Below are 26,417 nucleotides of genomic sequence, written 5' to 3' on the forward strand. Positions count from 1 at the left end.
CCTGAAGTGTAGTCAGGCCCGCTTTGCGCATGGCGGGCCGGGTGCGGGCCAGTGGCCGCGATGGATGGGATTTTACTTATGGTCGGCCGCTCACTAGACTTCGCCCCCACCTCCCTATTCTGTCGATAGCTGCGTAGCCCCATGACTTTTGATGAACTTGCCCTCGCCCCCGCCCTGCTGGCGACCTTGCCCGCCGACCTCAAGTACCCGACCCGGGTGCAGCAACTGGCCATTCCCGCCGCGCTGGCGGGTCGGGATCTGCTGGCGCTGGCCCGCACCGGCAGCGGCAAGACCCTGGCATTCGGCCTGCCGCTGCTGCAGCGCCTCGATCCGGCCAGCGATCGGGTGCAGGGGCTGGTGCTGGTGCCGACCCGCGAGCTGGCGGTGCAGGTGAGCGAGGCGTTGCAGGGGCCGACCGCCGGTCTGGGTCTGCGGCTGGTGACCCTGTGCGGCGGGGTGGCGCAGGAGCTGCAACAGGCCGAACTGGCGCTGGGGCCGCAACTGCTGGTGGCGACCCCGGGGCGGCTGCGGGATCTGCTGGCCCAGCAACTGCTGGGACTGAGCCAGCTGCGCCATCTGGTACTGGACGAGGCGGATCGGCTGCTGGAGATGGGCTTCTGGCCCGATATCCAGTGGCTGCTGAATGCCATGTCGGTCGAGCGTCAGACCCTGCTGTTCTCGGCCACCCTGCCGGCCGAGCTGGATGCGCTGGCGACCGGTCTGCTGACCGAGCCGGTGCGGGTGGAGGCGGATCCCCGCAACAGCGTGGCCGACGACATCGAGGAACGCCTCTATCTGGTCAACAAGAGCAGCAAGGTGCCGGCGCTCATCAGCCTGCTCAAGGCCCACGAGTGGCCGCAGGTGCTGGTCTTCATCAGCGCGCGGGACGACGCCGACGGGGTGGCCCGCAAGCTGGCCAAGGCGGGCATCGCGGTGGCGGCGCTGCACGGCGAGAAGGAGCAGGCGGTGCGCGAGCAGGCGCTCGGCGACTTCAAGGCGGGCAAGGTGCGAGTGCTGGTGGCCACCGATCTGATGGCGCGCGGCATTCACGTGGAGGCGCTGCCGCTGGTGATCAACCTGGATCTGCCCGCCAGCGCTCCCGTCTACGTGCACCGCATCGGCCGCACCGCCCGGGCCGGACGCAGCGGGCTCGCCATCTCGCTCACCTGCCATGGCGAGGCCGACACCCTGGCGGCGATCCGCACCCTCACCGGCCGCGAGCTGCCGCTGGCCGAGCTCGCCGGCTTCCCGGTCACCGATCAGCCAGCCAGCGGGGAGGGTAAGCGCGCGCCTCGCGACAAACAGGCCAATCGCCGCACCCAGGCCAAACGCAGCGCCAAGCAGTTCAAGAGCAAGGGCTGAGGTCATTGCTGCCGCCTTGCTCCGTTTCGCGACAAACAAGGTGATCACAACGTCGTACCTAGGCCAAACGCAGCGCGAAACAGTTCAAGAGCAAGGGCTAGGACAAGCCTGACCCAAGATGGACTGCCCGCTTGGGCAGTACCAAAGGACGCCCGTTTCACTATGCTCCATGGGTTCAACCACGGAGGGATAGGCAATGGCGAGTCTGGTGATGGGGCCCCTGCTGGGGCTCGAAGCGGAGACGCAATACAGCATCTGTTTTCTGGCAGGGCCCGGCTGCAAGGGCGCCGGGGTCAGGATCAACGGCAGCCTGCTGGCTGCCGGCAAGCAGGCGGATACCCCCAGGGGTGGCTTCTGGCGGGTCAGCTGGACGGCGACTCCGGCCGAGGCGGGTTCGAGCGTGGAGTACCAGATCCTACTGGACGGGGAGCCCGCCCGGGATCTGGCCGGTGGGGATCGCTGGCAGTTTCATCTGCCTGGGTCGGCGGAGCGGGTGCGCATCGGGTACGCCTCCTGCAACGGTTTTTCCGACTTCAAGCTGCTCACCTCCACCCCGCAGCCCTATGTGATGTGGGACAAGCTGGCTGCCGAGCACGCGACGCACCCCTTCTCGCTGCTGCTGATGGGGGGCGATCAGGTCTATGCCGACTCCCTCTGGACCACGGTGCCCAGCCTCAAGGCCTGGAACGAGCTGGACATGGCGGAGAAGGTCAAACGCAAGGCGACTCGCACCATGGAAGAGCAGCTCGATCGCTTCTACTGCGATCTCTACTGCAAGCAGTGGGGGCGGCCCGAGGTGGCGCGCCTGCTGGCCCGGATCCCGAGCGCCATGATGTGGGATGACCACGACATCTTCGATGGCTGGGGCAGCTATCCCGAGTCGCCAGACAATCTGCAGGGCTGCGACGTCTACCGGGTCATCTATGCCGCCGCGTCCCGCTATTTCCGGCTGTTCCAGCTGCGCTCCGTTGCCAACGTCTCCCTGCTGGACCCGGTCAAGCTGGGCCACCACTCCTGGCGGCTCAGTTTTCGGGGCTACCAGATCCTGGCGCTGGACAACCGGGCCAACCGGACCCGCGCCCAGGTGATGAGCCCGTCCCAGTGGGATCAGATCAACGACGCGCTGGCCGCCTGCGATGCGGGCCACCTGCTGGTGCTGGCGGGGGTGCCCGTGGTCTATCGTGACTTCTCCTTCACCGAGGCGGCGCTGGATGCCACCCCCTGGGAGGAGGAGCTGACCGACGATCTCAAGGATCACTGGCGGGCCAAGGACCATCAGGGGGAGCGGGCCCGGCTCATCATGCGGCTGCTGGACAATGCCAGGATCCGGCGCCAGAAGGATGCTGGCTGCAAGACCCTGATCCTCTCCGGCGACGTGCACGTGGGCTGCCTCGGGGTGATCCAGGACAAGCGGGACGGGGTGCTCAACGTGCACCAGCTGGTCTCCTCCGGTATCGTCCACCCCTGTCCCACCCAGTTCCAGTGGATGGGGATCCTCGCCATGACCAACGACGATGCCGAATACCTCGACGAGAACCGGCTGATCCGCGCCGAGCTTATCAAGCCGTTCGGCGCCCCCGTCTACCTACGTACCCGCAACTTTGCCACCCTGCTGATGGGCACCGACAACAAGCTGTGGGCCAACTGGCATTGCGAGAACGGGCTGGCGGCCAGTTACCCGCTGGCCTGATGGCGGGAAAATGCGAAGGGCCCTGACGGGCCCTTTTTCTTGTAGGGGTCAGAGCCCCCGAGCCGTAGTCTGTTCAGGGCTGCTCCGGCGTCTGGGCGAAGAAGTCGCGCCGAAACTGGCCGAGTACCGCCTCCCTGTGCTGCTGCCAGCTTGCCTCGTCCATGTTGCCCCGACTGGCCGCCAACTGCTGCTCCAGCTCGGTCAGCTGCTGCTGGTAGTGGCTGCGCTGCGCCAGCTGCTGCTGTCGGCTGGCGGCAAACTGCACGGTCGCTTCGGCCTGCCCGGCCGGCAGGAAGTGGTGGGCCAGAGTCGTCAGTTCCTCGTCCCCCCACAGCTGGCGCGCCTGCTGCAAGCGGGCAGCCGGGTTGAACAGTTCGGCCGCCAGATCTGGATGATCCGCCGCCCACTCATCCTGCAAGCGGGTGAGGGCGGCCAGTCGCTCGGCCAGCGGCAGCTGCTCGAGCTCCTGCGCCAGCTGCTCGAGTGCCAGGGCGTAGCGCCCCTGCAGCCGAAACAGGCTCTCCCCCTCGCTCAGCCATTGGGCCTCTATCGCCTCCAGATTGGCGAGCCGCTCGGCCAGCGGCTGCTCGCTGTCGCTCACCTCGCTGGCGAGCTGCCGGTTCATCTCGTCCGGCAGCTCGCGCCAGCTGGCAGGCGCAGGCGCAGGGCCGGCTGGTACGGCGGTGGCGGCAACCGGGCCGCTAGCGGGGGCCAGTGGCGGCTGTGTCTGTGGCGCCGCTGCGGTGGCTGGCTGAGCGCTCTGGCCGGTGTGTGTCGGCCGCGTTGGCGCCTCCTGCCAGCTTAGGTTGAGCAGCAACAAGGCCAGCACCGCCAGTGCCAGCAAGCCGTAGCGGCGCTTCATCGGCTGATCTCTCCCTTGACCGGGAAGTGATCGGAGAGGTTGCTGGCGGGCCAGAAGCTGCCATCGCTGCTGCGCGGGATCCAGACGCTGTTGAGGTTGTGGCGCACGGCGCCGTATTCCCGGCTCACCACCAGATAGTCGAGGTACTCCACGTTGGCACCGCCGGAGAGCGGACCGCCGGCATAGGGGTTGATCCTGGGATCGAAGGTGGCCTCGGTGTAGCCGCCATAACCCGGCTCGTCGGCGTTGAGATTGGCCAGCATGCCGGCGTAGTCGTCGGCAAACTTGCGCTTGTTGACGTTGAAGTCGCCGCCGTAGATGACGGTGTCGCTGGCGGGGATCTTCAGGCTGGCGGCCAGGGTGCGGATCTGGCCGAACTGGATCTGGCGCAGCCGGCGCGCCTCGTCGGTGTCGAAGCTGGCGGTGTGGGTGGCGAACAGGTGCCAGGCCTTGCCCCCCTTGATCACCTCCGCATACATCACCCCCTTGTCGGCGAAGCAGTCGGTGCCGGTGCACTGGGGATAGACCAGTTGGGCCTCGCGCACTATGGGATAGCGGCTGACGATCACCACGCCGCCGTCGTGGATGTTGACCCCCGGCTTGTCGAGCACCCTGGTCTGGTACGGGTACTCCTTGGCCAGTGCCTGCAGGAAGCCCTCGCGATGGCCATCGAACACCTCCTGCAACAGCAGGGCGTCATAACCCTTGAGGTACTCGGGCAGCAGCGCCAGTCGCTCGCCGATGCTGGAGGCGATCACCGGCAGCGCCCAGACGTTATAGCTGGCCACCTTGAGCTTGCTCTCCGCCGGTTCCGGTTGCTCCCGCTTTTGTGGCGGAGTGAGCATATAGTGCAGATCGTCGTAGCGGCCGGTGAACTTGGCAGCAAAGGCCAGCTCCTGCGGCCCGCTCAGGCGGTGGATGGTGCGATCGCTCTGCCAGCCGGAGTTGTCTGCCGGCGTCTCGCCGCCGTGTTGCAGGGTGCTGTTCCACCAGGTGCCCTCCATCTTCTGGTTGAGGCGATAGGTGTCGCCGCCGGGAGTGGTGACCCGGGTTTCGAACAGATAGCTCTTGCCCGCCTTCACCCCCTCGTAGCGGTTGAAGCTGAGCACCATGGCGCTCTCCCAGGGGCCCAGCTCGGTTCTGTGCTGAAGCCACTGGTTGCCGGCCTGCAGCTGGCCGGAGCCGCTCTGGCGGATCTCCAGCTGGACCGGATCCGGGCTGTTGTTGGTGAGGTAGACATCGGTGTCGGCCAGCGCCTGCAGCGGAAACTGGCTGGCCAGCAGCAGGGCGGCATAACTGAGGGGTTTGTGCATCATGAAGTCCTTCTGGTGGAGGCACGCTGGAAAGTGACTGTTATGGCGGGCACAGAGGTCATTTCATTTACATTTTTGTTACAAATAAATGAAAGGCCCCATATGGGGAGGTGTTAACCCATGGGGTTGGAGTGGCCGACAGGGGCGGGAGGGGGTAGAACGAGGTGAAGCGGGCGTGCCGGGCGGCACGCCCCTGCAAGGCGGTCAGTGCTGGAACTGGTTGATCAGGCGGGAGAGGGCATGCAGCCGCTCCACCAGCAGGGTGATGCCGTCGAGGGCCTGGCGGCTATTGTCGGCGGTGTGGCTGGCCAGCTGGTGGATCTGGTGGATGCCCTTGTCCAGGGTGCTGGTGACATCTGCCTGCTGGCTGACGGCCTGGGCAATCTCGTCGCTGGTATGGGTGACCCGGGCCAGCATGCGGTTGATCTGGTTGAGTACCTCGGCGGTGGTCCCCACGTGCTGCTGGCAGCGGTCCGAGGTCTGGGCGCCCTGGCTCATGCCGTCGGCCAGCTGACGGGTCGTCTGCTGCAGCGCCTGGATCATCTCGTTGATCTCGCCGGTGGAGCTGCGGGTCTTCTGGGCCAGCGCCCGGATCTCGTCGGCCACCACCGCAAAGCCGCGTCCCTGCTCGCCGGCCCGTGCCGCCTCGATGGCCGCGTTGAGGGAGAGCAGGTTGGTCTGATCGGCGATCTGGCTGATCACCTCCAGGATCCCGCTGATCTTCTGGCTGTCGCCGGTCAGTCGGGCCAGCACGGCGTGGTTGGCGTCGAGCTCGTGATGGAGCTGATCGACCGAAGACTGGGTGGTGGCCAGCGCCCGCAACCCCTCGGCGGAGACCTGCTGCACCTCGCCCACCAGTTCGCTGGCCTGATGGGCGTTGCTCGCCACGTCGCGAATGGAGTGGCTGAGCTCGGTGATGGCGGCGGCCAGCTGCTCGCTCTGGGCCCGCTGCTGCTGCAGGTGGGTATCTATGGTCTGGATATTGCCCCTGTCATCCTCGGCGGCCTGCAGGATCTGCTGGTTGGTGTCGGCGCTGCGCCCCACCACCGCCTTGAGCTCGGCCCGCTTCATGCGCAGCGCCAGCTCCAGGGCTGCCAGGGTGTCCCGCCGCCTGGTGTAGAGCACCTGGCAAAGCGGGGTGCCCATCTCTTCGCCGGCGGTGCGGGCCAGCCGGTTGAGCCGCTGCTGCAGGCGCCAGCCGTGCAGCATCTGGGCCAGCAGGGCCAGTGCGCCTGGCGCCCCCCACAGCGGATGGCCGCTGATGGTGGCCGCCAGCAGGGTGAGCAGGGCGCCGCCCGACAGCAGCAGGGTGAGCAGACCGGGTTCGAGGGTGAGCCGGCTCAGCCAGGGCAGCGTCTTGCCTGCCCGGATGCGGGCGTAGAGCTGCTCCGCCCAGGCGATGTCGTGTTCGCTCGGGCGGGTGCGCACCGACTGGTACTCGATGATCTGTCGCTGCTCGTTGAGGATGGGAGTGACATAGGCGTTGACCCAGTAGAACTTGCCGCTCTTAGCGCGGTTCTTCACCAGCCCCATCCAGCTTTTGCCCTGGCGCAGCCGCTGCCACATGTCGGCAAAGGCGGCCTTGGGCATGTCGGGGTGGCGTACCAGATTGTGGGGCACCCCCTCCATTTCGGCGGGGTGATAACCGGCCACGTCACAGAAGTGCTGGTTGGCGTAGGTGATGTGGCTGGCGGGGTCGGTCGTCGAGATCAGTGACAGGTGGTCGGGGAAACGTATCTCCCCCTCCCGTTGGGTTGTGGTCATGAGTGCATCCTGATTGAGCCAAGTAACTGATAGATTTGTTTTTATTTTTTGTGATTGTTACCGGCCCATTCTAGGGGGCAGCAAGCGCGCTATCTTGGCTTGGGTCAATTAATCGCCACTCTCGCTTAGCTAAATAGTGCAAATGAAAGGTGCATCTGCGCAGGCGGATGGCAAAGGGGGGTTGGCGTGCACCAAGGGGGGGCAGAGGTTGCAGGCGCCCCGTTGGGGGCGCCCGGGATCAGCGGCTGGCCAGCGGGTAGGTAAAGAGGGCCAGGTGGGCGAAGTTGAACAGGAAGTGGATCGCGATGGCGACGCTGAGGCGCCCGCTCAGCAGGAAGGCCAGGCCATAGCAGGCCCCCGCCAGCGCGGCGAACAGCACCAGCAGCGGGCCTCCGGCCAGGTGGGCGGCACCGAACAGCAGGCTGGCTACCAGCACCCCAAGCCAGCACCGGCTGTGTGCGGCGATCCCCTGCTGCAGGAAGCCGCGAAACAGCGCCTCTTCCGCCACGCAGGTGAACAGCAGGTTGTTGATGGCAAACAGCCACCACCAGCCGGGCAGGCCCACCTCGGGCTTGAGGGCCCCCAGCTGCCAGGCGGCGATCAGCAGGGCCGCCAGCGGCAACAGCAGCAGTGCCAGCCTGCGCCACTGAATGGCACCGCCCGGGCCCAGCAAGGCGGGCCAGGCCAGCAGCAGACCGAAGAAGACCAGCGGCTTGTCCAGGTTGAGGTACATGTTGAACGGCACGCTGGCGGGGCCGGCCCGCACCTGATCCAGCACCTTCAGGTTGGTGAAGCCGGGGATGAGGTGCAGCATCAGCGCCACCGCCCACAGCAGCACGGCGCCCAGGGCGACGGCGCGCCAGGGCTGGGGCAGGGAGGGGGTACGCCAGGCCAGCAGCAGGCCCGCCGCGCTGGCCAGCAGGGCGACTGGGCTCAGGTGGCCGAGGCCGAGAGCCGCCAGCAGAGCGACGGCCAGCATGATGAAGCCGGGCAGCCGTTGCCGGGCCAGACAGAGCAAGACGGCCAGCGCCAGTGCTCCCCAGATGAGTGAATCAGGTAGAGGTAACATTGAGTCTCCAAGGCCGATGAAAGTCCCGCACCTTAACAATGGGACATCCCATGAGACAAGGCTTAATAAGCTGGTCGGATCCCGTGTTCGGCTGGCTGCCAGGGCGCGCGGCCATAAAAAAACCGGAGCTGGGCTCCGGTTTTGACAAGGGTGACAAGGCGTCTCAGCGGCCGGATTCGGCGATCACCCGAGCAATGATGTCGGCACGCTTGCTGGCTTCCAGCTCGCCCAGGGCGATGAGGCCAGCTTTGAAGATTACATTCTTCGGCAGGCTGACGTCGTCCAGGGTGGCGATGGCTTCGACGTGCATACCGTTCAGACGGCTGGCATCGCGCGGGCTCAGGTTGACCTGGGTGTTCAGCACCTGCTTGCCTTTCTTCTTGGCAGGGGCGGCTTTTTTCGGTTGTTCCTGCTCGTCTTCTTCCGGCAGCTCGTCATCAAAATCGTAAATAGACATAGTCAATCCTGTTGGTTAGGCAATGGGGCATGGTTGCCCGATGTCGTTTTTCAGAGGGGTCGATCAGCCCATATCCTCGTTGCGGATAAAGGCGCGCCAGGAGCCGAGCACCTGGGCAAAATCTTCCAGCCCGCACATGGCCAGCTGTTCATCATCGTAGTAGGCGAGATCGTCGAGATCCTCATCCTGCTCGATATTGAGGACGTTGGCTTTCACCTCGGCTTCCTCGTGGGTCAGCAGCAGGGAGTAGTCGCCGCCCAGCAGCCGGTATTCGACGCGAGTCCGGCTGGAGAGCTGATCGATGATGGCGAACAGCTCGTCGAGTTTCTCCTCGTCCTTGCCCACTTCGTCGATCAGCCACTGGCCGATGGCCTCATGGCCCATGGAGAACCGGGCGCGATAACCGCCGAACGGATCGCGGCGAAATTCATAATCCATAGTTCAGTCCATAGCGGAAGGGTGAGTCGTCATGGGCAGGTCAAATCCTGCTCCATGGCGGGGCGCATATAGCGTAAAGTGGCCTATTCTAGCGAGCCCCCCCTCGCTTGTCTTGAAGATGTGGCATCTTTGCCCCGCTACCGGCGCTTTGTGGCCGGTCCGGCCCCCGCTTTGGAGATGTGATGCAGCTAAACGATACCCTCGCGCGCCAGATAGTCAGTCGAGCGATGAAGATCCTCTCTTCTTGGGCCAACGTGATGGACGAGCCACAGCGGCTCATCATCGCCTCAGGCTATTCCCGTTTCGTTCAGCGGAGTACCTATGCAGCTCAATGACACCCTCGCACGGCAGATTGTCAGTCGGGCGATGAAGATCCTCTCTTTTTCGGTCAACGTGATGGACGAGCGCGGCCTGATCATCGCGTCCGGCAACCCGGAGCGGCTCCATCAGCGTCATGAGGGGGCCGTGCTGGCGCTGACCGAAAACCGGGTGGTGGAGATCAGCGACGCCACCGCCCGCGAGCTCAAGGGGGTGCGCCCCGGCATCAACCTGCCCATCGCCTATCAGGGGGAGCTGCTCGGGGTCATCGGCATTTCGGGCGATCCGGACGAAGTTCGTGCTTACGCCGAGCTGGTACGCATGACCGCCGAGCTCATTCTGGAGCAGGCGGCGCTCACCGAGCAGCTGCAGTGGGACAAGCGCCACAAGGAGGAGCTGGTACTGCAGCTCATCCGTGGTGAAGGGCGGGAAGATCAGCTGCAGCAGGCGGCCCGTTTCCTCGGGCTGGATCTGGCCCAGCCGCGGGTGGTGGCGGTGCTGGCGCTGGAGGAGGCCGACCCGGCCCGGCTGCGGGAGCTGGTGCATCTGCTGGAAAACCCGGAGCGGGACAACCTGGTGGCCATCAACGGCCTGGACGAGATAGTGGTGCTCAAGCCGGCCCAGCTCAGCGACGGCATCTGGCAGTCGGCGCAGGAGCGCAGCCGCATCAAGCAGTTGCTGGCCCGCATTCCTCACTTTCGGGTGCGCATCGGGGTGGGTGATTACTTCGCCGGCACCGGCGGGCTGGCGCGTTCCTACCAGACGGCGCGGGACACCTTGCGCCGTGGCATGCGGCAGGCGCCGCGCAAGCAGGTCTATTTCTTCGAGGATTACCGGCTGCCGGTGCTGCTCGGTAGTCTGGCTGACTCCTGGCAGGCGGATCAGCTGCGGGCCCCGCTGCACAAGCTGGCGCAGGAGGACACAAAGGGAACGCTGCAGAAGACGCTGCGCCAATATTTCTTGCAGGATTGTGATCTGCATCCCTGCGCCGAAGCCTTGTTCATCCACCCCAATACCCTGCGCTATCGGCTGACCCGGATTGAGCAGATAACCGGGTTGAATTTCAACAAGTTAGATGACAAGTTCCTGCTCTATCTTGGGCTCAACCTCGACAGCTGATTTGTTCATTCATACAGAAAGTTACGTTTTATAAAGCTGATATTTGGTTTTTTGACCAAAGCATTCCGATCCCGGATCACCATAATGGCCACCACTCACTCATTTGAAAGGTGCCCGTCATGATCCCTGTATCCGCGCTCGGCGCTCTCGCCGCGCTCTCCATCGCCATCTTCCTGATCCTGAAGAAGGTGCCGCCCGCTTACGGCATGATCGTCGGCGCCCTGGCCGGCGGCCTGATCGGCGGCGCCGATCTGACCCAGACCGTCGCCCTGATGATCGGCGGTGCTCAGGGGATCACCACGGCGGTGATGCGGATCCTGGCGGCGGGCGTGCTGGCCGGCGTGCTGATCGAATCGGGCGCCGCCACCACCATCGCCGAGACCATCGTCAAGAAGCTGGGCGAGACCCGCGCCCTGCTGGCGCTGGCACTGGCGACCCTGATCCTGACCGCGGTCGGCGTGTTCGTGGACGTGGCCGTCATCACGGTCGCCCCCATTGCGCTGGCCATCGCCCGCCGTGCCGACCTCTCCAAGGCGGCCATCCTGCTGGCGATGATCGGTGGCGGCAAGGCGGGCAACGTCATGTCTCCCAACCCCAACGCCATCGCGGCAGCCGATGCCTTCCACCTGCCGCTCACCTCGGTGATGGCGGCCGGCATCATCCCGGGCCTGTTCGGGCTGGTGATGGCCTACTGGCTGGCCAAGCGCCTCAACAGCAAGGGCAGCAAGGTCGCCGCCGACGAGGTGGTGAGCTTCAATGGCAGCAAGCTGCCGGGCTTTGCCGCCGCCATCAGTGCACCGCTGGTGGCCATCCTGCTGCTGGCCCTGCGCCCCATCGCCGGCATCGTGGTGGACCCGCTCATTGCACTGCCCCTCGGCGGCCTAGTCGGTGCCCTGATGATGGGCAAGTTCAGCAAGGTGAACCAGTTTGCGGTCTCCGGTCTCGCCCGCATGGCGCCGGTGGCCATCATGCTGCTGGGTACCGGTACCCTGGCGGGCATCATCGCCAACTCCGGTCTCAAGGATGTGCTGATCAGCGGCCTGACCGCCTCCGGCCTGCCCTCCTACCTGCTGGCCCCCATCTCCGGTGCCCTGATGTCGCTGGCGACCGCCTCGACCACCGCCGGTACCGTGGTGGCCTCCAACGTGTTCAGCTCCACTCTGATAGAGCTTGGCATCAGCAGCCTGGCGGGGGCCGCCATGATCCACGCCGGTGCCACCGTGTTCGACCACATGCCCCACGGCTCCTTCTTCCATGCCACCGGCGGCAGCGTCCACATGGGCGTGGGTGAGCGGCTCAAGCTCATCCCCTACGAAACCGCGGTGGGTCTGACCATTGCCGCCGTCTCCACCCTGATGTTCGGCGTGTTTGGCCTCGCCTAAGGAATTGATATGAAAATTGTTATCGCCCCCGATTCATTCAAGGAGAGCCTCAGCGCCATGGCGGTGGCCGATGCCATCGAGGCCGGATTCAAGCAGGTGTTGCCGGATGCCACCTACGTCAAGCTGCCCATGGCGGATGGCGGCGAGGGGACGGTGCAGTCCCTGGTGGACGCCACCGGTGGCCGCATTCTGCCCTTCTACGTGACAGCTCCCCTTGGCAACAAGGTACAGGGCTTTGTCGGTCTGCTGGGGGATGGCGAGCGCGCCGTCATCGAGATGGCGGCGGCCTCCGGCCTGCATCTGGTGGCGCCTGAGCTGCGCAATCCGTTGCACACCTCGAGCAGCGGTACCGGCGAGCTGATCTTGGCGGCCCTCGACATGGGGGTGAAGCATCTGATCCTCGGTATCGGCGGCAGCGCCACCAATGACGGCGGTGCCGGCATGATCCAGGCGCTCGGCGGCAAGCTGCTCAAGCGCGATGGCACTCCCATCGCGCCGGGCGGCGCCGGTCTGGCCGAGCTGGCCACCATCGATCTGAGCGGGCTCGATTCGCGCCTCGCCAAGATCACCATCGAAGTGGCCTGTGACGTGGACAACCCGCTGTGCGGGCCGAAAGGGGCCTCCGCCGTGTTTGGTCCGCAGAAGGGGGCGACCCCCGCGATGGTGGCGCAGCTGGATGCCAATCTGGCCCACTACGCCGACTGCATCGAGCAGGCGCTTGGCAAGCAGGTGAAGGAGATTGCGGGGGCGGGCGCCGCCGGTGGCATGGGGGCGGCCCTGGTGGGTTTGCTCGGCGCCGAACTGAAACCCGGCATCCAGATCGTCATCGAGGCGTTGAAACTGGCCGAGGCGGTGGCCGATGCGGATCTGGTCATCACCGGCGAGGGACGCATCGACAGCCAGACCATCCACGGCAAGACGCCAATCGGTGTCGCACGCTGCGCCAAGCAGTTCGGCAAGCCGGTGATCGGCATTGCGGGCTGCCTGACCGACGATTACGGCGTGGTGCACGAGCACGGGCTGGATGCGGTGTTCGCTGTGGTCAACCGCGCCATGTCGCTGCCGGAGGCGCTGGCCACCGCCACCACCAACCTGCAGCTCACGGCCCGCAACGTGGCGGCGCTCTATCTGCTGCGACCCTGACTCTCTTCTGGCCGGTGCTTGGCGCCGGCCAACCCCGCCCCGTGTCGCGGTGACGACCTGCCCCGCTGCAGGTCTGCCCGAAACACCTTGCCGATCAGATGATCGGCTTTTTTCATTATCCTGCTGTATAGCCTGTGCTTTTCTGCGGTTTCTGTATTCTGGCCGCCGACTTTGCGGCATAGTGATCCCCCATAGTACAAGGAGCAACCCATGATCTTGCTGACCCTGGGGGTACTGCTGTTTACCCTGATCCACCTCTATCCCTGCTTCGCAGGTGCCCATCGGGCCCGTTTGCGCGAGCGGCTGGGGGAGAATCGCTACAAGGGACTCTTCTCGTTGCTGGTGTTCATCGCCATCGCCTGCATCATCGCCGGCTGGCGTACCGCCAGCCCGCTGCCGCTCTATTTTCTGCCCGCCTGGGGACCGACCCTGATGATGGTGGTCATGCCCATCGCCCTGATCCTGTTTTGCTCCGGCCAGGGGCCCAACCACCTGCGGCGCTGGCTGGTGCATCCCCAGCTGCTCGGCACCCTGCTCTGGGCCGGTGCCCACCTGGCGGTCAACAGCGAGGCCCGCTCCCTGGTGCTGTTTGGCGGCATCGGCCTGTGGGCGCTGGTGAGCATCGTCTGGATTTCGGTGCGGGACTGGCAGCGTCATCCCCGTCCGGCGGCCAACTGGTATGGCACCGGGCTCAGCGTAGGGGCCGGGCTGGCGCTCACGGCTCTGCTGATCTTCTGGGGGCACGGCATGCTCACCGGCATCCCCCTCTATTGAGCGGGTGAACCGGCCGGCGTGCCCGCGCGTATGTCACTCATCTGCCTGACAGGAGTCGCTCGATGAAATGGATCATGTAGTTGCTGACACTCGGGGCCGGGGCGGCCGTCGCCGCCTGCCCGGACTACTTCAACGTGGAGATGCGGGAGCTCAACAGCACCCAGCGCCACAATCTCTGCCAGCTGACCGAGGGAAAGGTGGTACTGGTGGTCAATACCGCCTCCTACTGCGGCTATCGCGGCCAGTTTCGGGATCTGGAGGCGCTCTACCAGACCTACAAGGAGAAGGGGTTGGTGGTGCTCGGCTTCCCCTCCAACGACTTCTGGCAGGAGGCGGGGGATGAGGGCAAGACAGCCGCCGTATGTCGCCGTGACTACGGGGTGACCTTCCCCATGTTCAACCGGCTGGCGGTGCGCGGTGACGATGCCAGCCCGCTCTACAAGGGGCTGGCCGCGGCGGCGGGCGAGGCGCCGGGCTGGAACTTTCACAAGTACCTGATCGGGCGCGATGGCAAGCTGGTCGCGAGTTATGGTGCGAACCAGAATCCGGCCGACGATCCCCTGCAAAAAGAGGTCAAACGGGCGCTCGGTCTTTAGGCCTACCCCGCTGCGGGCTGCTCTGGAATAATGGAGGCCCGCTTTCCTATCTGGTAATCCCGTGCTGCAACGTCTGCCCCAAATGGTGATCTTCGATGCCCTGGTCCGTGAACAGGGCATCTCGGCGGCCGCGCGACGGCTCGGCGTCTCCAAGTCCCACATCAGCAAGCAGCTGGCCCAGCTCGAGACCGAGCTCGGTGCCCAGCTGGTGCAGCGCACCACTCGCCGCTTCTCCCTCACCGAGCTTGGCCAGGAGTATGCCCGCCACTGCCGCGCCCTGGTGGCGGTGGCGCTGGAGGCAGACTCCATGGTGGCGGAGCGGCGCGGCAAGGTGAGCGGCATCCTGCATCTGGGGGTGGGCCAGTCCTTCGGCCGGCTGCACGTGATCCCGCGCCTCAAGGCGTTTCAGGATCGCTACCCCGAGCTGGAGCTGGAGGTCTCGCTGTTCGATCACCGCACCAACCTGGTGGATGAGGGGCTGGATCTCTGGATCACCACCTACGAGGACAAACCCGAGGCCCTGGTGGGGCAGCGGCTGGCGGACATTCACTTCGTGCTGGTGGCCTCGCCGGACTATCTGCTGAGCCATGGCACCCCGCTGCATCCCAGAGACCTGGCCCAGCACAACTGCATCACCTACCAGAGTCGGGAGCGGCGCTACCACGAGTGGTCGTTTCGCCAGGGCAAGGAGCGCCAAACGGTACAGGTGGCCGGCAACTACCGGGTGGATCTGGCGGAGGCGGTGCGCGACGCCGCCCTGGCCGGGCTCGGCATCGCCTACGTGGCCAACTATTTGCTGGACAAGGAGTTGCAGTCCGGTCAGCTGATCCCGCTGCTGCCCCAGTGGCGGCCGAACCAGAAGATGGCGGTGCACGCCGTCTATGCCAGACGCGAGCACCTTGATCCCAAGATCCGGCTGTTCATCGACTTCCTCAAGGAGAGCTTCGGTCCGAATCCCTACTGGGAGCAGCGGCTGGCCCCCTGGCTCGGCGGCAAATTGTCCGGTACCGAGGAATAATCGTTTCCACATAAGAACACTGGCTTTCGCTTGAAACCAAAATCGAGTCAAATCAGCCAGTTGCCGCAACCGGTATCGTGCAAACGTTTTTGCTAACAGGGCTGTAACCAAGTGGACTTGCAGTGGCGAGGCCGGGAGCGCAGAATCCGCGCCCATCTTTCGTCCCACCTGATGGAGTCCCTATGATTGCCCTGCTCGGCATCCTGAGCATTCTGGCCGTGGCCACGCTCTGCTCTGATAATCGTCGTCGTATCCCGTTACGAACAGTGGGCCTGGCCCTCTGCCTGCAGATCCTCTTCGCCGGCCTGGTGCTCTGGCTGCCCGCCGGTCAGCACGTGCTGAACGGGGTGAGCGAAAGCGTCAGCAGCGTGATAGGCTACGGTCAGGAGGGGATCGCCTTCCTGTTCGGTGATCTGGCCAAGTTCAAGCTGGGCTTCATCTTTGCCTTCAACGTGCTCCCGGTCATCATCTTTTTCTCCGCGGTGATCGCCATCCTCTACCACATCGGCCTGATGCCGAAAGTGATCGCCCTGCTCGGCGGTGGCCTGCAGAAGCTGCTGGGCACCGGCCGCGCCGAGAGCCTCTCCGCCACCGCCAACATCTTCGTCGGTATGGTGGAGGCGCCGCTGGTGGTCAAACCCTATCTCTCCAAGATGTCTGACTCCCAGTTCTTCGCGGTGATGAGCTGCGGCCTCGCCTCGGTAGCCGGCGGTACCCTGGTGGGTTACGCCAGCATCGGGGTCGAGCTGAAATACCTGATCGCGGCAGCCTTCATGTCGGCACCGGCCGGTCTGGCCATGGCCAAGATCCTGGTGCCGCCTGCCGCCGAAGAGCAGGACCATCATCAGGACGTGGTGATCCCGCGCGCCACCAACGTGATTGAAGCGGCCGCCGATGGCGCCATGTCCGGCCTCAACATCGCGGTTGCCGTGGGTGCCACCCTGCTGGCGTTCGTCGGGGTGATCGCCATGCTCAACGGCCTGCTGGGCTGGGCCGGCGACCTGGTGGGGCTGGAGCTGAGCTTCCAGATCATTCTGGGCTGGCTGTTTGCGCCTGTCTCCTGGCTGATCGGTATCCCCTGGGAGCAGGCTCAGGCTGCCGGCGCCCTGATCGGGACCAAGATAGTGGTGAACGAGTTCGTCGCCTTCATCGCCCTGGTACAGGACCAGACCCTGAGCGAGTCGAGCAAGGCCATCGTCACTTTTGCCCTGTGTGGTTTTGCCAACATCTCCTCCATGGCGATCCTGATCGGCGGCCTGGGTGCCATGGTGCCGGAGCGCAAATCCTTCATCGCCCGTTACGGCATGCGCGCCATCCTGGCGGGTGTGCTGGCGAACCTGATGAGTGCCTCGCTGGCAGGTTTGTTCCTCGCCCTCTGATTGACCCAGAAGCTAGCACCTTCCGGTCAGAGCCCGCTTCGGCGGGCTTTTTTGTGGCCGCTTGCCGGCAAAAAAAAGCGCCTCAGGGAGGCGCGGGGAAAAAGACAGATTGGAAGCGTCACATGGGTGCCACTTGAATGAGGGATGAGCCATGCCATCCAAGTGTGAAGCCATGATGCCTGATGCTGTCTGAAGCCCTTCTGAGGCGATTCTTCATACTATGTTCATTTTGCTAAACGCAATACGGGCTGTCTGGTCAGGGGGTCAGCGCGAAGTTGTCGGCGGCCTGTTGTTCCAGCGCCGGTAGCCAGCGCTGTGAACGGGATGCCGCCGGCTGGTCAGGGAGTCAGCACAAAGTGATCGGCGGTCTGCTGTTCCAGCGCCAGCAACCAGCGTTTGATGGGGATGCCGCCGGCATAACCGGTCAGCTCGCCGCTGCGGCCGATCACCCGGTGACAGGGCACTATGATGCTGAGCGGATTGCGGCCATTGGCGGCACCCACCGCCCGAACCGCCTTGGGATTGCCGATGGCCTGGGCTATCTCGAGGTAGCTGACGGTTTCGCCGTAGGGAATATCGCCCAGGGCACGCCACACCGACTGCTGAAAAGGGGTGCCCCGGGCGGCAAGCGGCAGATCGAAACGGCGCAGGCGACCGGCGAAGTAGGCTGCGAACTGTTCGACGAAGGGGGCCAGCGCCTGATCGTCGCGCTGCCACTCGTCGGTCGGGGTCACCGGCTGCTCGCCTAGCACGAACTCCACATAGCGCAGCCCGTCCCGGTCGATGGCGATGAGCAGGGGGCCGTGGGCGCTGTCGCAAAAACTGAATTTCATTCTGTCATCCTCGGGCGTTGGGCAAGGGCCCGGCTAGTCCACTACCGGCTTGCCGCGGGTCGATTTTATCTCCCCCTTGCGCTTCTTGGCATCGACCCGCTTGCGCTGGGAACTGCGGGTCGGCTTGGTGGCGTGGCGGGCCTTGGGGCGCCAGGCCGCTTTTTTCAGCAGCTCCACCAGACGGTTCATCGCCTCCTTGCGGTTCATGTCCTGGCTGCGGTGGGTCTCGACCCGGATCATGATGAAACCGTCGTGAACCCGGCTGTCGCTCAGCTTGTCGAGCCCTTCCTTGTAGAGCGGGGTGAGGCTGGGGGAGTTGCGGTAATCGAAGCGCAACCAGACGGCGGAGTCGGTCTTGTTGACGTGCTGGCCACCGTTGCCCTGCGCCCGCATGGTCTGGAATTGCAGTTCATGCCAGGGCAGGGTAACGCTGTTGGAGATGACTAACATACTGCGGTGCTCTTGTTTGGTGCATCGGCTGTGGCTGGCTCAGCTTGGTGCCTCATAATGGGGCGAGATGCGCTCCCTTGGTGATGCCGGGAGAGTCCTGCTCCAGACGTAAATGCTATCTTTTTGAAATTAAACAATAAAAAGACTTGGCACAAGAATTGATTCCCCATTCATGACATACCATGGATTGGGAGCAACCAGATGAAGCTGATTACTGCGATTATCAAACCCTTCAAGTTGGACGACGTGCGCGAAGCCATCGCCAACCTGGGGGTCGAGGGTCTGACCGTGTCCGAGGTCAAAGGGTTTGGCCGCCAGAAGGGGCACACCGAATTATACCGGGGAGCCGAGTATCAGGTCGACTTCCTGCCCAAGGTAAAGCTGGAGATAGCGACGGCCGACGACAACGTCGAAGGGGTGATCGAGGCGATCTGCAAGGCCGCCTATACCGGCAAGATCGGTGACGGCAAGATCTTCGTCTACGACCTGCTGCAGGCCGTGCGCATTCGGACCGGTGAGAGCGACGACGAGGCGCTCTGATCGCGCTGGATGGGGCGAATGATCGGTACTTTGTCGCTGATTGACTCCATGGTGGGGCCGGATAGGATTCTATCCGGCCCCTTTGTTTGAACAGGGTTTAAATATGTGATCCCGCCACATCAGGATTTCTTGATCCGGCTGTCGAGCTCAATGCAAAATGCAAACAGCAATGGTTCTCACTCGATATAGCAACTCAAGGAATGGATGATGAAAATGAAGATGTTGGCACTGGCTTTCTCTGCGTTGGCGGCTCAGTCGGCATTGGCGGCAGGGGAGGTGAATGTCTACTCCAACCGGCAGGATGAGCTGATCAAGCCCATCATCCAGCAGTTCGAGAAGGAATCGGGCATCAAGGTCAACGTGGTGTTCGCCAAAGAGGGGCTGAACGAGCGTCTGGAGCGGGAAGGCAAGCTCTCCCCGGCGGATCTGATGCTGACCGTCGACATCAGCCGGCTGACCGATCTGGTGGACAAGGGGCTGGTGCAGCCGGTGGACAGCAAGATCCTGCAGGAGAACATCCCCGCCATCTATCGCGATCCGGACAACCGCTGGTTCGCGCTGACTACCCGGGTGCGCGCCATCTATTCCAGCAAGGATCGTCTCGGCAAGCTCGATACCATCAGCTACGAAGATCTGGCCAAGCCTGAATTCAAAGGAAAAATCTGCACCCGCAGCGGCAAGCATGAGTACAATGTGGCGCTGGTCTCCTCCATGATCGCTCATCACGGCATGGCCGAGACCAAGAGCTGGCTGGAAGGGGTCAAGGCCAACCTGGCGCGCAAGCCGCAGGGCAACGACCGGGATCAGGTCAAGGCGATCAAGGATGGTATCTGTGATCTGTCGCTCGGCAACAGCTACTACCTGGGCGCCATGTTGAAGGACCCGGCGCAGAAGGCCTGGGCAGATGCGGTCTACATCAACTTCCCGAACCAGGCTGACCGCGGCGCCCACGTCAACGTGAGCGGCGTGGCCATGACCAAGTACGCCAAGAACAAGGCCGAGGCCCAGAAGCTGATGGAGTTCCTGGCCGGCGACACCGCCCAGCACATGTATGCGGACGTGAACGCCGAATATCCGGTCAAGGCCGGGGTCGAGCCTTCCGCCATGGTCAAGTCCTGGGGCAGCTTCAAGTCTGATGCGCTACCGGTCAGCGATTACGCCAAGCACCGCAAGGACGCCTTGCAGCTGCTGGATGAAGTGAAATTCGACTTGTAATTCAGATGGGGCCAAGGGCCCCATCAACCTCTGTGGTCTCATGAAAAATTTTGGATGGATTACCGGCAGCTGGGCCAGCGCCCTGCTGCTGGCTTTGCCGGTGCTCGCTCTGCTCTTCTCCGCCTTGTCGGCCGACGGAGATCTGTTTGGCCACCTCGCCGATACCGTGCTGTTCGACTATCTGGCCAATACCCTGGGGCTGGTGGTCGGCGTCGTGCTGCTGAGCCTGCTGTTCGGGGTGCCTACCGCCTGGCTGGTGGCCATGTGCCAGGTGCCGGGACGGCGGGCCCTGCAGTGGGCACTGATGCTGCCGATGGCCATGCCCTCCTATATCGTCGCCTACGTCTACACCGACCTGCTCGACTACTCGGGCCCGCTGCAGGCGGGACTGCGGCAGCTGTTTGGCTGGAGCGGGCCGGCCGACTACTGGTTTCCGGCCATCCGCTCCCTCGGCGGCGCCGCCTGGGTGCTGGCGCTGGTGCTGTTCCCGTACGTCTATCTGCTGACCCGCGCCTCCTTTCTGGAACAGTCAGTCAGCCTCATTCACTCCAGCCGCCTGCTCGGTTGTTCCCCCTGGCAGAGTTTTCGCCGTCTCAGCTTGCCGCTGGGGCGCCCGGCCATCATGGTGGCGGTATCGCTGGTGGCGATGGAGACGCTGGCCGATTTTGCCACCGTCCACTTCTTTGCCATCAACACCCTGACCACGGCGGTCTACGACACCTGGCTCGGCTACGGCAGTCTGGCCACCGCCGCCAAGCTCTCCTGCCTGATGCTGCTGGCGGTGGTGCTGCTGATCGCGCTGGAGCGCCGCTCGCGCAGCCGGCAGCAGGTGTTCCAGAAGTCGATGGGTCATGAGCAGCCGCTGCGCTACCCGCTCAAGGGGATTCGCCGCGCTCTGGCCGGGCTCTGGTGCTGGGGACTGGTGCTGGCCGGCTTCGGTCTGCCGTTCGTCATCCTGCTGGATTACGGCGTGCGCTACTTCGAATTGTCGTGGACGCCGGAGTTCGTCCGCTTCGCCGGCAACAGCTTGGCTATCTCGGCGCTGACCGCCCTGCTGGCCATGGGCATCGCCCTGCTGCTCGGCTTCTGTCGTCGCCTCGATGGCGGAGTCAAGAGCCTGCTGCCGCTGCGCATCGCCGCCATGGGTTACGCCATGCCGGGTACCGTGCTGGCCATCGGGGTGCTGGTGCCGCTCACCGCCCTCGATTTTGCCATCAACGATCTGGCCGAGTGGCTGGGGCGCCAGGGGCCGGGGCTGCTGCTGACCGGCACCATCACCGCCATCGTGTTCGGCTATCTGGTGCGCTTCGTGGCCATCGCCATCGGCTCGGTGGAGAGCAGCATGGGCAAGATCTCCCCCAGCCTCGACATGGCGGCCCGCTCCCTGGGGCAGGGGGATGGTGCCATGCTGCGGCGGGTGCACCTGCCGCTGGTGCGGCGCGGCCTGTTTGCCGGCGCCATGCTGGTGTTCATCGAATCCATGAAGGAGCTGCCCGCCGCCCTGCTGCTGCGGCCGTTCAACTTCGACACCCTGGCGACTCACGTCTACCAGTTCGTGTCGGACGAGATGCTGGAGCGCGGCGCGCTCGGCGCCATCGTCATCGTGCTGGTGGGGCTGTTGCCGCTGATCTGGGTCAACCGCAACCTGGATGGGGCGGGGCACTGAGTTTGCCGACCCTGGAATGTTGTCCGGCCGCCGGTCGGTCTGGTTCAAAAGAATATGAGGAAGTCAGCCTTGTCCTGTTTGCAGGTTGAAAATGTCAGTTGCCGTTACAACGGCCGCAATGTGCTGGAGCAGCTCTCCCTGACGGTGGCCGACAACGAGATTGTCTGCCTGCTGGGGGCGAGCGGCTGCGGCAAAACCACGCTGCTCAAGGCCATCGCCGGCCTGTTGCCGCTGGCGGAGGGCACGATTCGCCTCGGCGATACCCTGCTCGACGGGCCCGGTGCCAGCGTGCCGCCCGAGGCGCGCAATATCGGCATGATCTTCCAGGATTACGCCCTCTTTCCCCACCTGACGGTGGCCGACAACGTCGGCTTCGGTCTGACCAGACTCGATCGCCGGGCTCGCCTGCAGCAGGTGGATGAGGCACTGGCGCTGGTCAATCTGCAGGGGTTGGGGGATCGCTATCCGCACCAGCTCTCCGGTGGTCAGCAGCAGCGGGTAGCCATCGCCCGGGCGCTGGTGTGCAAGCCGCGGCTGATGCTGCTGGACGAGCCCTTCTCCAACATCGATACCCAGGTACGGATGAAGTTGATCCTGGAGATCCGCGCCCTGCTCAAGCAGCAGGGGATCGGCGCCATCTTCGTCAGCCACAGCAAGGAAGAGGCCTTTGCCTTCGCCGATCGGCTGGCGCTGTTTCGGGCGGGTCACATCGAACAGGTGGGCCAGCCGGAGCAGCTCTATCGCCGCCCGCAGAACCGCTTCGTGGCGGAGTTTCTCGGCGGGGTCAACTACCTGGCGGCTGAGGTGGTGGACAGCCACTGCGTGCGTACGGCGCTCGGGGTCATCTGCGGCAGCGAGCCTCATGGCCGGGCAGTGGGTGAGCTGCTGCAACTGATGCTCAGGCCGCAGCAGCTGTTGCTGGAGAGTGCCGCAGATGGCGAGCTCAAGGTGGTGGAGCAGCAGTTCCTCGGCCATCACTGCCGGGTGCTGTTCGAGAGCGGCGAGCTGCGGTTGGAGGCGAGCATTGGCGAGCCGCTGGAGGGGGCGCGGGCGCGGGTCAGGGTGACGCCCCACGCGCTGGTGTTGTTTGACCCTTTACCCTGAACGCGTGATATCGTCGTGAAATCAATGAACTGGAACCGCGCTGGTTTATAATCGCGCAACGCTAACCGCCCATATCGCCAATGTCTGTTCAGGGGAGAGATATATGAAAGCCCAAGCCGGGATCTGTGCCGAGCCCAATCTGCACGCCCTCTATCTGATGTTCAACCGCACCGGTGACGCCGCCGAGCTGGTGGCCCGTCTGGCCAGGTTGCCGGCCCTGTGGGAGGCGGTGGCCGCCGATTTCCCCGCTGCCGGCTTCAGCGGTCTGGTGGCCGTCGGTGCCGATGCCTGGGATGGCCTCTATCCTGCTGCCCGGCCACCCCAGTTCCGCGGTTTCATGGCGCAATCCGCCAACGGCCAGGAGGCGCCCAACACCCCGTTCGATCTGTTCGTGCAACTGCGCGCCGATCGGGTCGATGTGCTGCATCACGCCGGTCAGCGCGTCATGGCTCTGCTGGCCGGGCTGGTGGAGCTGGCGGAAGAGGTGCGCGGTTTTCGCAACCTCGACTGCCGCGATCTGACCGGTTTCGTCGACGGCACCGAGAACCCGCAGGATGAGCACCGCGCCGAAGTGGCGCTGCTGGACGGCGGCGAGTTTGCCGGCGGCTCCTACATCCACGTGCAGCGCTGGGTCCACGCCATGAGCGACTGGGAGAAGCTGGCACTGAAGGAGCAGGAAGACATCATAGGTCGCACCAAGGTCGACAACATCGAGTACGAGTCGGCCGACAAGCCGCTGACCGCCCACATCAAGCGGGTCAACCTCAAGACGCCGAAGGGGGAGTCCATGGAGATCCTGCGCCAGAGCATGCCCTGGGGCACCATGACCGAGCAGGGGCTCTACTTCATCTCCTGCTGCCGCACCCCGCAGCACTTCAACGCCATGCTGGCCAGCATGTACAAGGGGGAGGGCAGTCACTTCGATCACCTGCTGCGCTTCACCAAAGCGGTGACCGGCGCAGCCTTCTTCGCCCCTTCAGAAGATTTTCTGGTGGCGCAGGGCAAATAAGGCTCGCCCACCCGCAGATAACAAAAATCCCGGCCTTGGCCGGGATTTTGCGTGTTGGCGGCACCGCGATGACGCGGCGGCAACCATTACGGCGTCTGTTCGAACAGCTCGAGGGCGGAGAGGTAGAGCTCTTCGATGTCGGTGTCGCTGGTCGGGGTGATGAAGATGGTGTCGTCACCGGCGATGGTGCCGAGGATCCCTTCGGCCTTGCCGAGGGAGTCGAGCAGGCGGGCGATCAGCTGGGCCGCACCCGGGCTGGTGTGGATCACCACCAGGGCACCGTTGTGGTCGACATCCAGCACCAGATTCTTGAGCGGGCTGGAGGTGGTGGGCACGCCCAGTTCCACCGGCAGGCAGTAGACCATCTCCATCTTGGCATTGCGGGTGCGAACGGCGCCGAAGCGGCTCAGCATGCGCGATACCTTGGACTGGTTGATGTTTTCGAAGCCCATCTCTTGCAGGGCAGTCACTATCTCTGCTTGGGAGCCAAATCGTTCTTCTTTCAGCAAGGCTTTAAAGGCCTTGGCCAGTTTTTCTTGCTTGTCGTTATGCTTCATCTTGGACTCACGAATGAGGAGGTTTGGCTGCCTGTCACGCTCAGGCGGCAGATATGAACAGCGTGCCCATTTTGCATTCATATGCCTATTTTTGCAAGGAAGCGGCGCTTGTTCTGCATATTGATTCAAATATAGCTTGCATCCACCCATGCCAGCGTTAGAATCAGGACGAAATTTTGAAAACTTATTCAATTGGGCTGTATGGGTATTGAATTAATCGGTATCGAAAAATCCTGGCACAAGGTGCCGGTACTGCAACAGGTCAGCTTTCGGACTGCTCCCGGTGAGACCTTGGTGCTGCTGGGCCCGAGCGGTGCCGGCAAGAGTTCTCTGCTGCGCATGATGAACCTGCTGGACACCCCGGATGCCGGTGTTCTGCGCATCGGTGAAAGTGAATTTTCTTTCCCGTCCAGCCTCTCCACCGCCGAGTTCAACCGCCAGACCCAGGCGCTGCGGCGCAAGGTGGGCATGGTGTTCCAGCAGTACAATCTGTGGCCCCATCTCACCGTGATGGAGAACCTCATCGAGGCGCCGGTCAAGCTGCTCGGCATGAGCAAGGCGGCGGCCATGGAGAAGGGGGGCTATCTGCTGGCCCAGCTGCAACTGGCGGACAAGCGCGACGCCTGGCCGGCGCGGCTGTCCGGTGGTCAACAGCAGCGGGTGGCCATCGCCCGTACCCTGATGATGGACCCCCAGGTGCTGTTGTTTGATGAGCCGACCGCTGCCCTCGACCCCGAGATCACCAAGGAAGTGGCGGAGATCATCCGCAACCTGGGTCAAACCGGCATCACCCAGGTGGTGGTGACCCACGAGGTGGAGTTCGCCCGCAAGGTGGCCAGCCAGGTGATCTATCTGGAGAAGGGGCGGATCATCGAAGCCGGCTCCGCCGCCATTTTCCAAGCCCCGCAAACCAGCCGGTTTGCCGAATTCTTGATGCATTGATATTCAAATCGATAAGGAAGCTGTCATGAAAAAGAGTCTGTTGCTGGTCGCCGCCATGGGCCTGCTGAGCACCTCGGTGCTGGCCAAGGAGATCAAGTTCGCCACCGAGGCCACCTACGCGCCGTTCGAATACCTGGACGACAAGAACGAGTTCCAGGGTTTTGACATCGATCTGGCCCGCGCCATCTGTGAACAGGCCAAGCTGGAGTGCAGCTTCCATAACCAGGCCTTCGACAGCCTGATCCCCAGCCTGAAATTCCGTCGCTATGACGCCGCCATCGCCGCCATGGACGTGACCCCGGAGCGGGCCGCCCAGGTCGATTTCTCCGACATCTATTACCAGAACTCCGCCGTGTTCGTGACCAAGAAGGGCGCCTTCAAGGGGCCGGAAGAGCTGGTGGACAAGACAGTCGGCGTGCAGAACGGCACTTCCCACCAGTCCTATCTGGTGGACAACTGGGTGAGCAAAGGTCTGCTGACCGTACCTTACGCCAGCTATCAGAGCGCCTTCCTCGACATGATGAACGGCCGCACCGACGGCGTGTTTGCCGATACCGCGGTCGCCGCCGACTGGCTCAAGCAGCACAAGGAGTATGCCGTGATCGGTACGCCGGTGACTGACGCCAAGTACTTCGGTACCGGTTTTGGCATCGCGGTGGCCAAGGGCAATCAGGAGCTGCTGACTCAGCTGAACAAGGGGCTGGCCGACATTAAGGCCAGCGGCACCTATCAGAAGATCTACGACAAATATTTCGCGCACTAAGCCATGTTGAGCCTGTTGTTGGATGCAGCCTGGATGACCCTCGGGCTGGCCTTGGCATCCCTGGTCGGGGGCATGGTGCTGGCGCTGGCGTTCAGCGCCGCCGAACTGAGCAAGCAGCGCGCTCTGGTGTGGCCGGTGGCCACCCTGACCACGCTGATCCGCGGCTTGCCCGAGCTGCTGGTGGTACTGTTCATCTACTTCGGCTCGACCCAGGTGTTGTTCCTCATCACCGGCGAGTACGTGGAGTTCAGCCCGTTCGCCTGCGGCGTGCTGGCGCTCTCCCTGCTGTTCGCCAGTTACGCTACCCAGACCCTGCGGGCTGCCCTCAATGCGGTACCCGCCGGACAGCGGCTGGCGGCGCTGGCGCTCGGCCTTGGCAAGGGGCACATCTTCTTTCGCATCGTGCTGCCCCAGGCGTGGCGGCACGCCCTGCCGGGACTCGGCAACCAGTGGCTGGTGCTGCTCAAGGACACCGCACTGGTCTCCCTCATCGGAGTGAACGAGATGATGCGCCAGGCCCAGATGGCCTCGGCCAGTACCTATCAACCCTTCACCTGGTATGCCGCGGCGGCCCTCATCTACCTGGCCATCAGCCTGGTGAGTGAGTTTGGCTTGAAGCAGGCGTCCCGTTACACCCGCCGTTACGGAGGCTGA

At 64.0% G+C, this 26,417-nt stretch carries 26 protein-coding genes; 17 read left to right on the forward strand and 9 right to left on the reverse strand.

The features are described 5' to 3' along the window. The first annotated feature begins 141 nt into the window (after window positions 1-141). Window positions 142-1,362: a DEAD/DEAH box helicase gene (locus tag C2U40_RS01265; RefSeq protein ID WP_103828478.1), complete on the forward strand. Its 1,221-nt coding sequence runs from the start codon at window positions 142-144 to the stop codon at window positions 1,360-1,362. Window positions 1,363-1,558: 196 nt separating this feature from the next. Next, window positions 1,559-3,052 (forward strand): alkaline phosphatase D family protein, encoded by a 1,494-nt coding sequence (locus C2U40_RS01270; RefSeq protein WP_103828479.1) that lies wholly within the window; start codon window positions 1,559-1,561, stop codon window positions 3,050-3,052. Between the two features lie 73 nt (window positions 3,053-3,125). Here the strand turns inward: C2U40_RS01270 and C2U40_RS01275 are convergent, their stop codons facing one another. From C2U40_RS01275 to C2U40_RS01300, 6 genes are all read right to left on the reverse strand, one after another. After that, the gene (locus C2U40_RS01275) at window positions 3,126-3,914 is read right to left on the reverse strand and encodes a hypothetical protein (protein WP_103828480.1); all 789 of its coding nucleotides are present in this window, start codon (window positions 3,912-3,914) and stop codon (window positions 3,126-3,128) included. Continuing rightward, window positions 3,911-5,227 (reverse strand): sphingomyelin phosphodiesterase, encoded by a 1,317-nt coding sequence (locus C2U40_RS01280; RefSeq protein WP_103850978.1) that lies wholly within the window; start codon window positions 5,225-5,227, stop codon window positions 3,911-3,913. Before C2U40_RS01280 ends, C2U40_RS01275 begins: the two co-directional genes overlap by 4 nt. Window positions 5,228-5,431: 204 nt before the next feature. Continuing rightward, entirely contained in the window at window positions 5,432-6,991 is a 1,560-nt protein-coding gene (locus tag C2U40_RS01285; protein ID WP_103827832.1) for a methyl-accepting chemotaxis protein, read from the reverse strand. 238 nt (window positions 6,992-7,229) lie between these two features. Further along, window positions 7,230-8,060, reverse strand: a complete 831-nt coding sequence (locus tag C2U40_RS01290) for a CPBP family intramembrane glutamic endopeptidase (protein ID WP_103827831.1) — start codon at window positions 8,058-8,060, stop codon at window positions 7,230-7,232. A gap of 163 nt (window positions 8,061-8,223) precedes the next feature. Further along, complete coding sequence (locus C2U40_RS01295) at window positions 8,224-8,517, reverse strand: hypothetical protein (protein ID WP_016349397.1); 294 nt, start codon at window positions 8,515-8,517, stop codon at window positions 8,224-8,226. 63 nt (window positions 8,518-8,580) lie between these two features. After that, a complete protein-coding gene (locus tag C2U40_RS01300; protein WP_011704605.1) occupies window positions 8,581-8,955 on the reverse strand; it encodes a YacL family protein in 375 nt (124 codons plus the stop codon). Window positions 8,956-9,276: 321 nt separating this feature from the next. On the opposite strand from C2U40_RS01300, the gene C2U40_RS01305 reads away from it, so the two are divergent. The 7 genes from C2U40_RS01305 to C2U40_RS01335 all read left to right on the forward strand — a co-directional run bounded on the left by C2U40_RS01305 (window position 9,277) and on the right by C2U40_RS01335 (window position 16,684). Next, entirely contained in the window at window positions 9,277-10,392 is a 1,116-nt protein-coding gene (locus tag C2U40_RS01305; protein ID WP_103827830.1) for a sugar diacid recognition domain-containing protein, read from the forward strand. A gap of 119 nt (window positions 10,393-10,511) precedes the next feature. Continuing rightward, window positions 10,512-11,774: a GntP family permease gene (locus tag C2U40_RS01310; RefSeq protein ID WP_016349399.1), complete on the forward strand. Its 1,263-nt coding sequence runs from the start codon at window positions 10,512-10,514 to the stop codon at window positions 11,772-11,774. Window positions 11,775-11,783: 9 nt separating this feature from the next. Beyond that, window positions 11,784-12,917 carry a glycerate kinase gene (locus C2U40_RS01315; protein WP_039214270.1) on the forward strand — a complete coding sequence of 378 codons (1,134 nt, stop codon included), beginning with the start codon at window positions 11,784-11,786 and terminating at the stop codon, window positions 12,915-12,917. Between the two features lie 210 nt (window positions 12,918-13,127). After that, window positions 13,128-13,691 carry an NnrU family protein gene (locus C2U40_RS01320; protein ID WP_103827829.1) on the forward strand — a complete coding sequence of 188 codons (564 nt, stop codon included), beginning with the start codon at window positions 13,128-13,130 and terminating at the stop codon, window positions 13,689-13,691. An 80-nt stretch (window positions 13,692-13,771) separates the two neighbouring features. After that, window positions 13,772-14,287, forward strand: coding sequence for a glutathione peroxidase (locus C2U40_RS01325; RefSeq protein ID WP_103827828.1), 516 nt, complete (start codon window positions 13,772-13,774; stop codon window positions 14,285-14,287). An 82-nt stretch (window positions 14,288-14,369) separates the two neighbouring features. After that, complete coding sequence (locus tag C2U40_RS01330) at window positions 14,370-15,305, forward strand: LysR family transcriptional regulator (RefSeq protein WP_016349403.1); 936 nt, start codon at window positions 14,370-14,372, stop codon at window positions 15,303-15,305. Between the two features lie 182 nt (window positions 15,306-15,487). Then, the gene (locus C2U40_RS01335; protein WP_011704612.1) at window positions 15,488-16,684 is read left to right on the forward strand and encodes a NupC/NupG family nucleoside CNT transporter; all 1,197 of its coding nucleotides are present in this window, start codon (window positions 15,488-15,490) and stop codon (window positions 16,682-16,684) included. Between the two features lie 338 nt (window positions 16,685-17,022). On the opposite strand, the gene C2U40_RS01340 is transcribed toward C2U40_RS01335, so the two are convergent. Beyond that, window positions 17,023-17,517 (reverse strand): methylated-DNA--[protein]-cysteine S-methyltransferase, encoded by a 495-nt coding sequence (locus C2U40_RS01340; protein WP_103827827.1) that lies wholly within the window; start codon window positions 17,515-17,517, stop codon window positions 17,023-17,025. Window positions 17,518-17,550: 33 nt separating this feature from the next. Further along, window positions 17,551-17,967 carry an alternative ribosome rescue aminoacyl-tRNA hydrolase ArfB gene (gene arfB / locus C2U40_RS01345; protein ID WP_011704614.1) on the reverse strand — a complete coding sequence of 139 codons (417 nt, stop codon included), beginning with the start codon at window positions 17,965-17,967 and terminating at the stop codon, window positions 17,551-17,553. Between the two features lie 201 nt (window positions 17,968-18,168). Between arfB and glnK the strand changes: the two genes are divergently transcribed. The 5 genes from glnK (at window position 18,169) to C2U40_RS01370 (ending at window position 23,501) form a co-directional block, all read left to right on the forward strand. Next, a complete protein-coding gene (glnK, locus tag C2U40_RS01350) occupies window positions 18,169-18,507 on the forward strand; it encodes a P-II family nitrogen regulator (protein ID WP_011704615.1) in 339 nt (112 codons plus the stop codon). A 207-nt stretch (window positions 18,508-18,714) separates the two neighbouring features. After that, window positions 18,715-19,722, forward strand: coding sequence for a Fe(3+) ABC transporter substrate-binding protein (locus C2U40_RS01355; RefSeq protein WP_103827826.1), 1,008 nt, complete (start codon window positions 18,715-18,717; stop codon window positions 19,720-19,722). Between the two features lie 40 nt (window positions 19,723-19,762). Further along, window positions 19,763-21,388, forward strand: coding sequence for an ABC transporter permease (locus tag C2U40_RS01360; RefSeq protein WP_103827825.1), 1,626 nt, complete (start codon window positions 19,763-19,765; stop codon window positions 21,386-21,388). A gap of 69 nt (window positions 21,389-21,457) precedes the next feature. Continuing rightward, entirely contained in the window at window positions 21,458-22,492 is a 1,035-nt protein-coding gene (locus C2U40_RS01365; RefSeq protein ID WP_017409013.1) for an ABC transporter ATP-binding protein, read from the forward strand. Between the two features lie 103 nt (window positions 22,493-22,595). After that, entirely contained in the window at window positions 22,596-23,501 is a 906-nt protein-coding gene (locus C2U40_RS01370) for a Dyp-type peroxidase (protein WP_060390416.1), read from the forward strand. 86 nt (window positions 23,502-23,587) lie between these two features. Here C2U40_RS01370 and argR read toward each other — a convergent pair whose 3' ends face one another. Next, window positions 23,588-24,058: a transcriptional regulator ArgR gene (gene argR, locus C2U40_RS01375; protein ID WP_005308670.1), complete on the reverse strand. Its 471-nt coding sequence runs from the start codon at window positions 24,056-24,058 to the stop codon at window positions 23,588-23,590. A 201-nt stretch (window positions 24,059-24,259) separates the two neighbouring features. Here argR and C2U40_RS01380 point away from each other — a divergent pair, with 201 nt between their 5' ends. The 3 genes from C2U40_RS01380 to artQ are packed head-to-tail and all read left to right on the forward strand — an operon-like array spanning window position 24,260 to window position 26,417. Continuing rightward, window positions 24,260-25,000, forward strand: coding sequence for an ATP-binding cassette domain-containing protein (locus C2U40_RS01380; RefSeq protein WP_005308671.1), 741 nt, complete (start codon window positions 24,260-24,262; stop codon window positions 24,998-25,000). 25 nt (window positions 25,001-25,025) lie between these two features. Further along, entirely contained in the window at window positions 25,026-25,763 is a 738-nt protein-coding gene (locus C2U40_RS01385) for a transporter substrate-binding domain-containing protein (protein WP_103827824.1), read from the forward strand. Window positions 25,764-25,766: 3 nt separating this feature from the next. After that, a complete protein-coding gene (artQ, locus tag C2U40_RS01390) occupies window positions 25,767-26,417 on the forward strand; it encodes an arginine ABC transporter permease ArtQ (protein ID WP_017409015.1) in 651 nt (216 codons plus the stop codon).

This window comes from Aeromonas sp. ASNIH4, from assembly GCF_002934425.1.
Lineage (GTDB): Bacteria > Pseudomonadota > Gammaproteobacteria > Enterobacterales > Aeromonadaceae > Aeromonas > Aeromonas hydrophila.

Excerpts from the sequence above, each read along its gene's own strand:
- C2U40_RS01265 (WP_103828478.1), top strand. The coding sequence starts at position 142 with ATGACTTTTGATGAACTTGCCCTCGCCCCCGCCCTGCTGGCGACCTTG.
- C2U40_RS01270 (WP_103828479.1), top strand. The coding sequence starts at position 1,559 with ATGGCGAGTCTGGTGATGGGGCCCCTGCTGGGGCTCGAAGCGGAGACG.
- C2U40_RS01275 (WP_103828480.1), bottom strand. The coding sequence starts at position 3,914 with ATGAAGCGCCGCTACGGCTTGCTGGCACTGGCGGTGCTGGCCTTGTTG.
- C2U40_RS01280 (WP_103850978.1), bottom strand. The coding sequence starts at position 5,227 with ATGCACAAACCCCTCAGTTATGCCGCCCTGCTGCTGGCCAGCCAGTTT.
- C2U40_RS01285 (WP_103827832.1), bottom strand. The coding sequence starts at position 6,991 with ATGACCACAACCCAACGGGAGGGGGAGATACGTTTCCCCGACCACCTG.
- C2U40_RS01290 (WP_103827831.1), bottom strand. The coding sequence starts at position 8,060 with ATGTTACCTCTACCTGATTCACTCATCTGGGGAGCACTGGCGCTGGCC.
- C2U40_RS01295 (WP_016349397.1), bottom strand. The coding sequence starts at position 8,517 with ATGTCTATTTACGATTTTGATGACGAGCTGCCGGAAGAAGACGAGCAG.
- C2U40_RS01300 (WP_011704605.1), bottom strand. The coding sequence starts at position 8,955 with ATGGATTATGAATTTCGCCGCGATCCGTTCGGCGGTTATCGCGCCCGG.
- C2U40_RS01305 (WP_103827830.1), top strand. The coding sequence starts at position 9,277 with ATGCAGCTCAATGACACCCTCGCACGGCAGATTGTCAGTCGGGCGATG.
- C2U40_RS01310 (WP_016349399.1), top strand. The coding sequence starts at position 10,512 with ATGATCCCTGTATCCGCGCTCGGCGCTCTCGCCGCGCTCTCCATCGCC.
- C2U40_RS01315 (WP_039214270.1), top strand. The coding sequence starts at position 11,784 with ATGAAAATTGTTATCGCCCCCGATTCATTCAAGGAGAGCCTCAGCGCC.
- C2U40_RS01320 (WP_103827829.1), top strand. The coding sequence starts at position 13,128 with ATGATCTTGCTGACCCTGGGGGTACTGCTGTTTACCCTGATCCACCTC.
- C2U40_RS01330 (WP_016349403.1), top strand. The coding sequence starts at position 14,370 with ATGGTGATCTTCGATGCCCTGGTCCGTGAACAGGGCATCTCGGCGGCC.
- C2U40_RS01335 (WP_011704612.1), top strand. The coding sequence starts at position 15,488 with ATGATTGCCCTGCTCGGCATCCTGAGCATTCTGGCCGTGGCCACGCTC.
- C2U40_RS01340 (WP_103827827.1), bottom strand. The coding sequence starts at position 17,517 with ATGAAATTCAGTTTTTGCGACAGCGCCCACGGCCCCCTGCTCATCGCC.
- arfB (WP_011704614.1), bottom strand. The coding sequence starts at position 17,967 with ATGTTAGTCATCTCCAACAGCGTTACCCTGCCCTGGCATGAACTGCAA.
- glnK (WP_011704615.1), top strand. The coding sequence starts at position 18,169 with ATGAAGCTGATTACTGCGATTATCAAACCCTTCAAGTTGGACGACGTG.
- C2U40_RS01355 (WP_103827826.1), top strand. The coding sequence starts at position 18,715 with ATGAAAATGAAGATGTTGGCACTGGCTTTCTCTGCGTTGGCGGCTCAG.
- C2U40_RS01360 (WP_103827825.1), top strand. The coding sequence starts at position 19,763 with ATGAAAAATTTTGGATGGATTACCGGCAGCTGGGCCAGCGCCCTGCTG.
- C2U40_RS01370 (WP_060390416.1), top strand. The coding sequence starts at position 22,596 with ATGAAAGCCCAAGCCGGGATCTGTGCCGAGCCCAATCTGCACGCCCTC.
- argR (WP_005308670.1), bottom strand. The coding sequence starts at position 24,058 with ATGAAGCATAACGACAAGCAAGAAAAACTGGCCAAGGCCTTTAAAGCC.
- C2U40_RS01380 (WP_005308671.1), top strand. The coding sequence starts at position 24,260 with ATGGGTATTGAATTAATCGGTATCGAAAAATCCTGGCACAAGGTGCCG.
- C2U40_RS01385 (WP_103827824.1), top strand. The coding sequence starts at position 25,026 with ATGAAAAAGAGTCTGTTGCTGGTCGCCGCCATGGGCCTGCTGAGCACC.
- artQ (WP_017409015.1), top strand. The coding sequence starts at position 25,767 with ATGTTGAGCCTGTTGTTGGATGCAGCCTGGATGACCCTCGGGCTGGCC.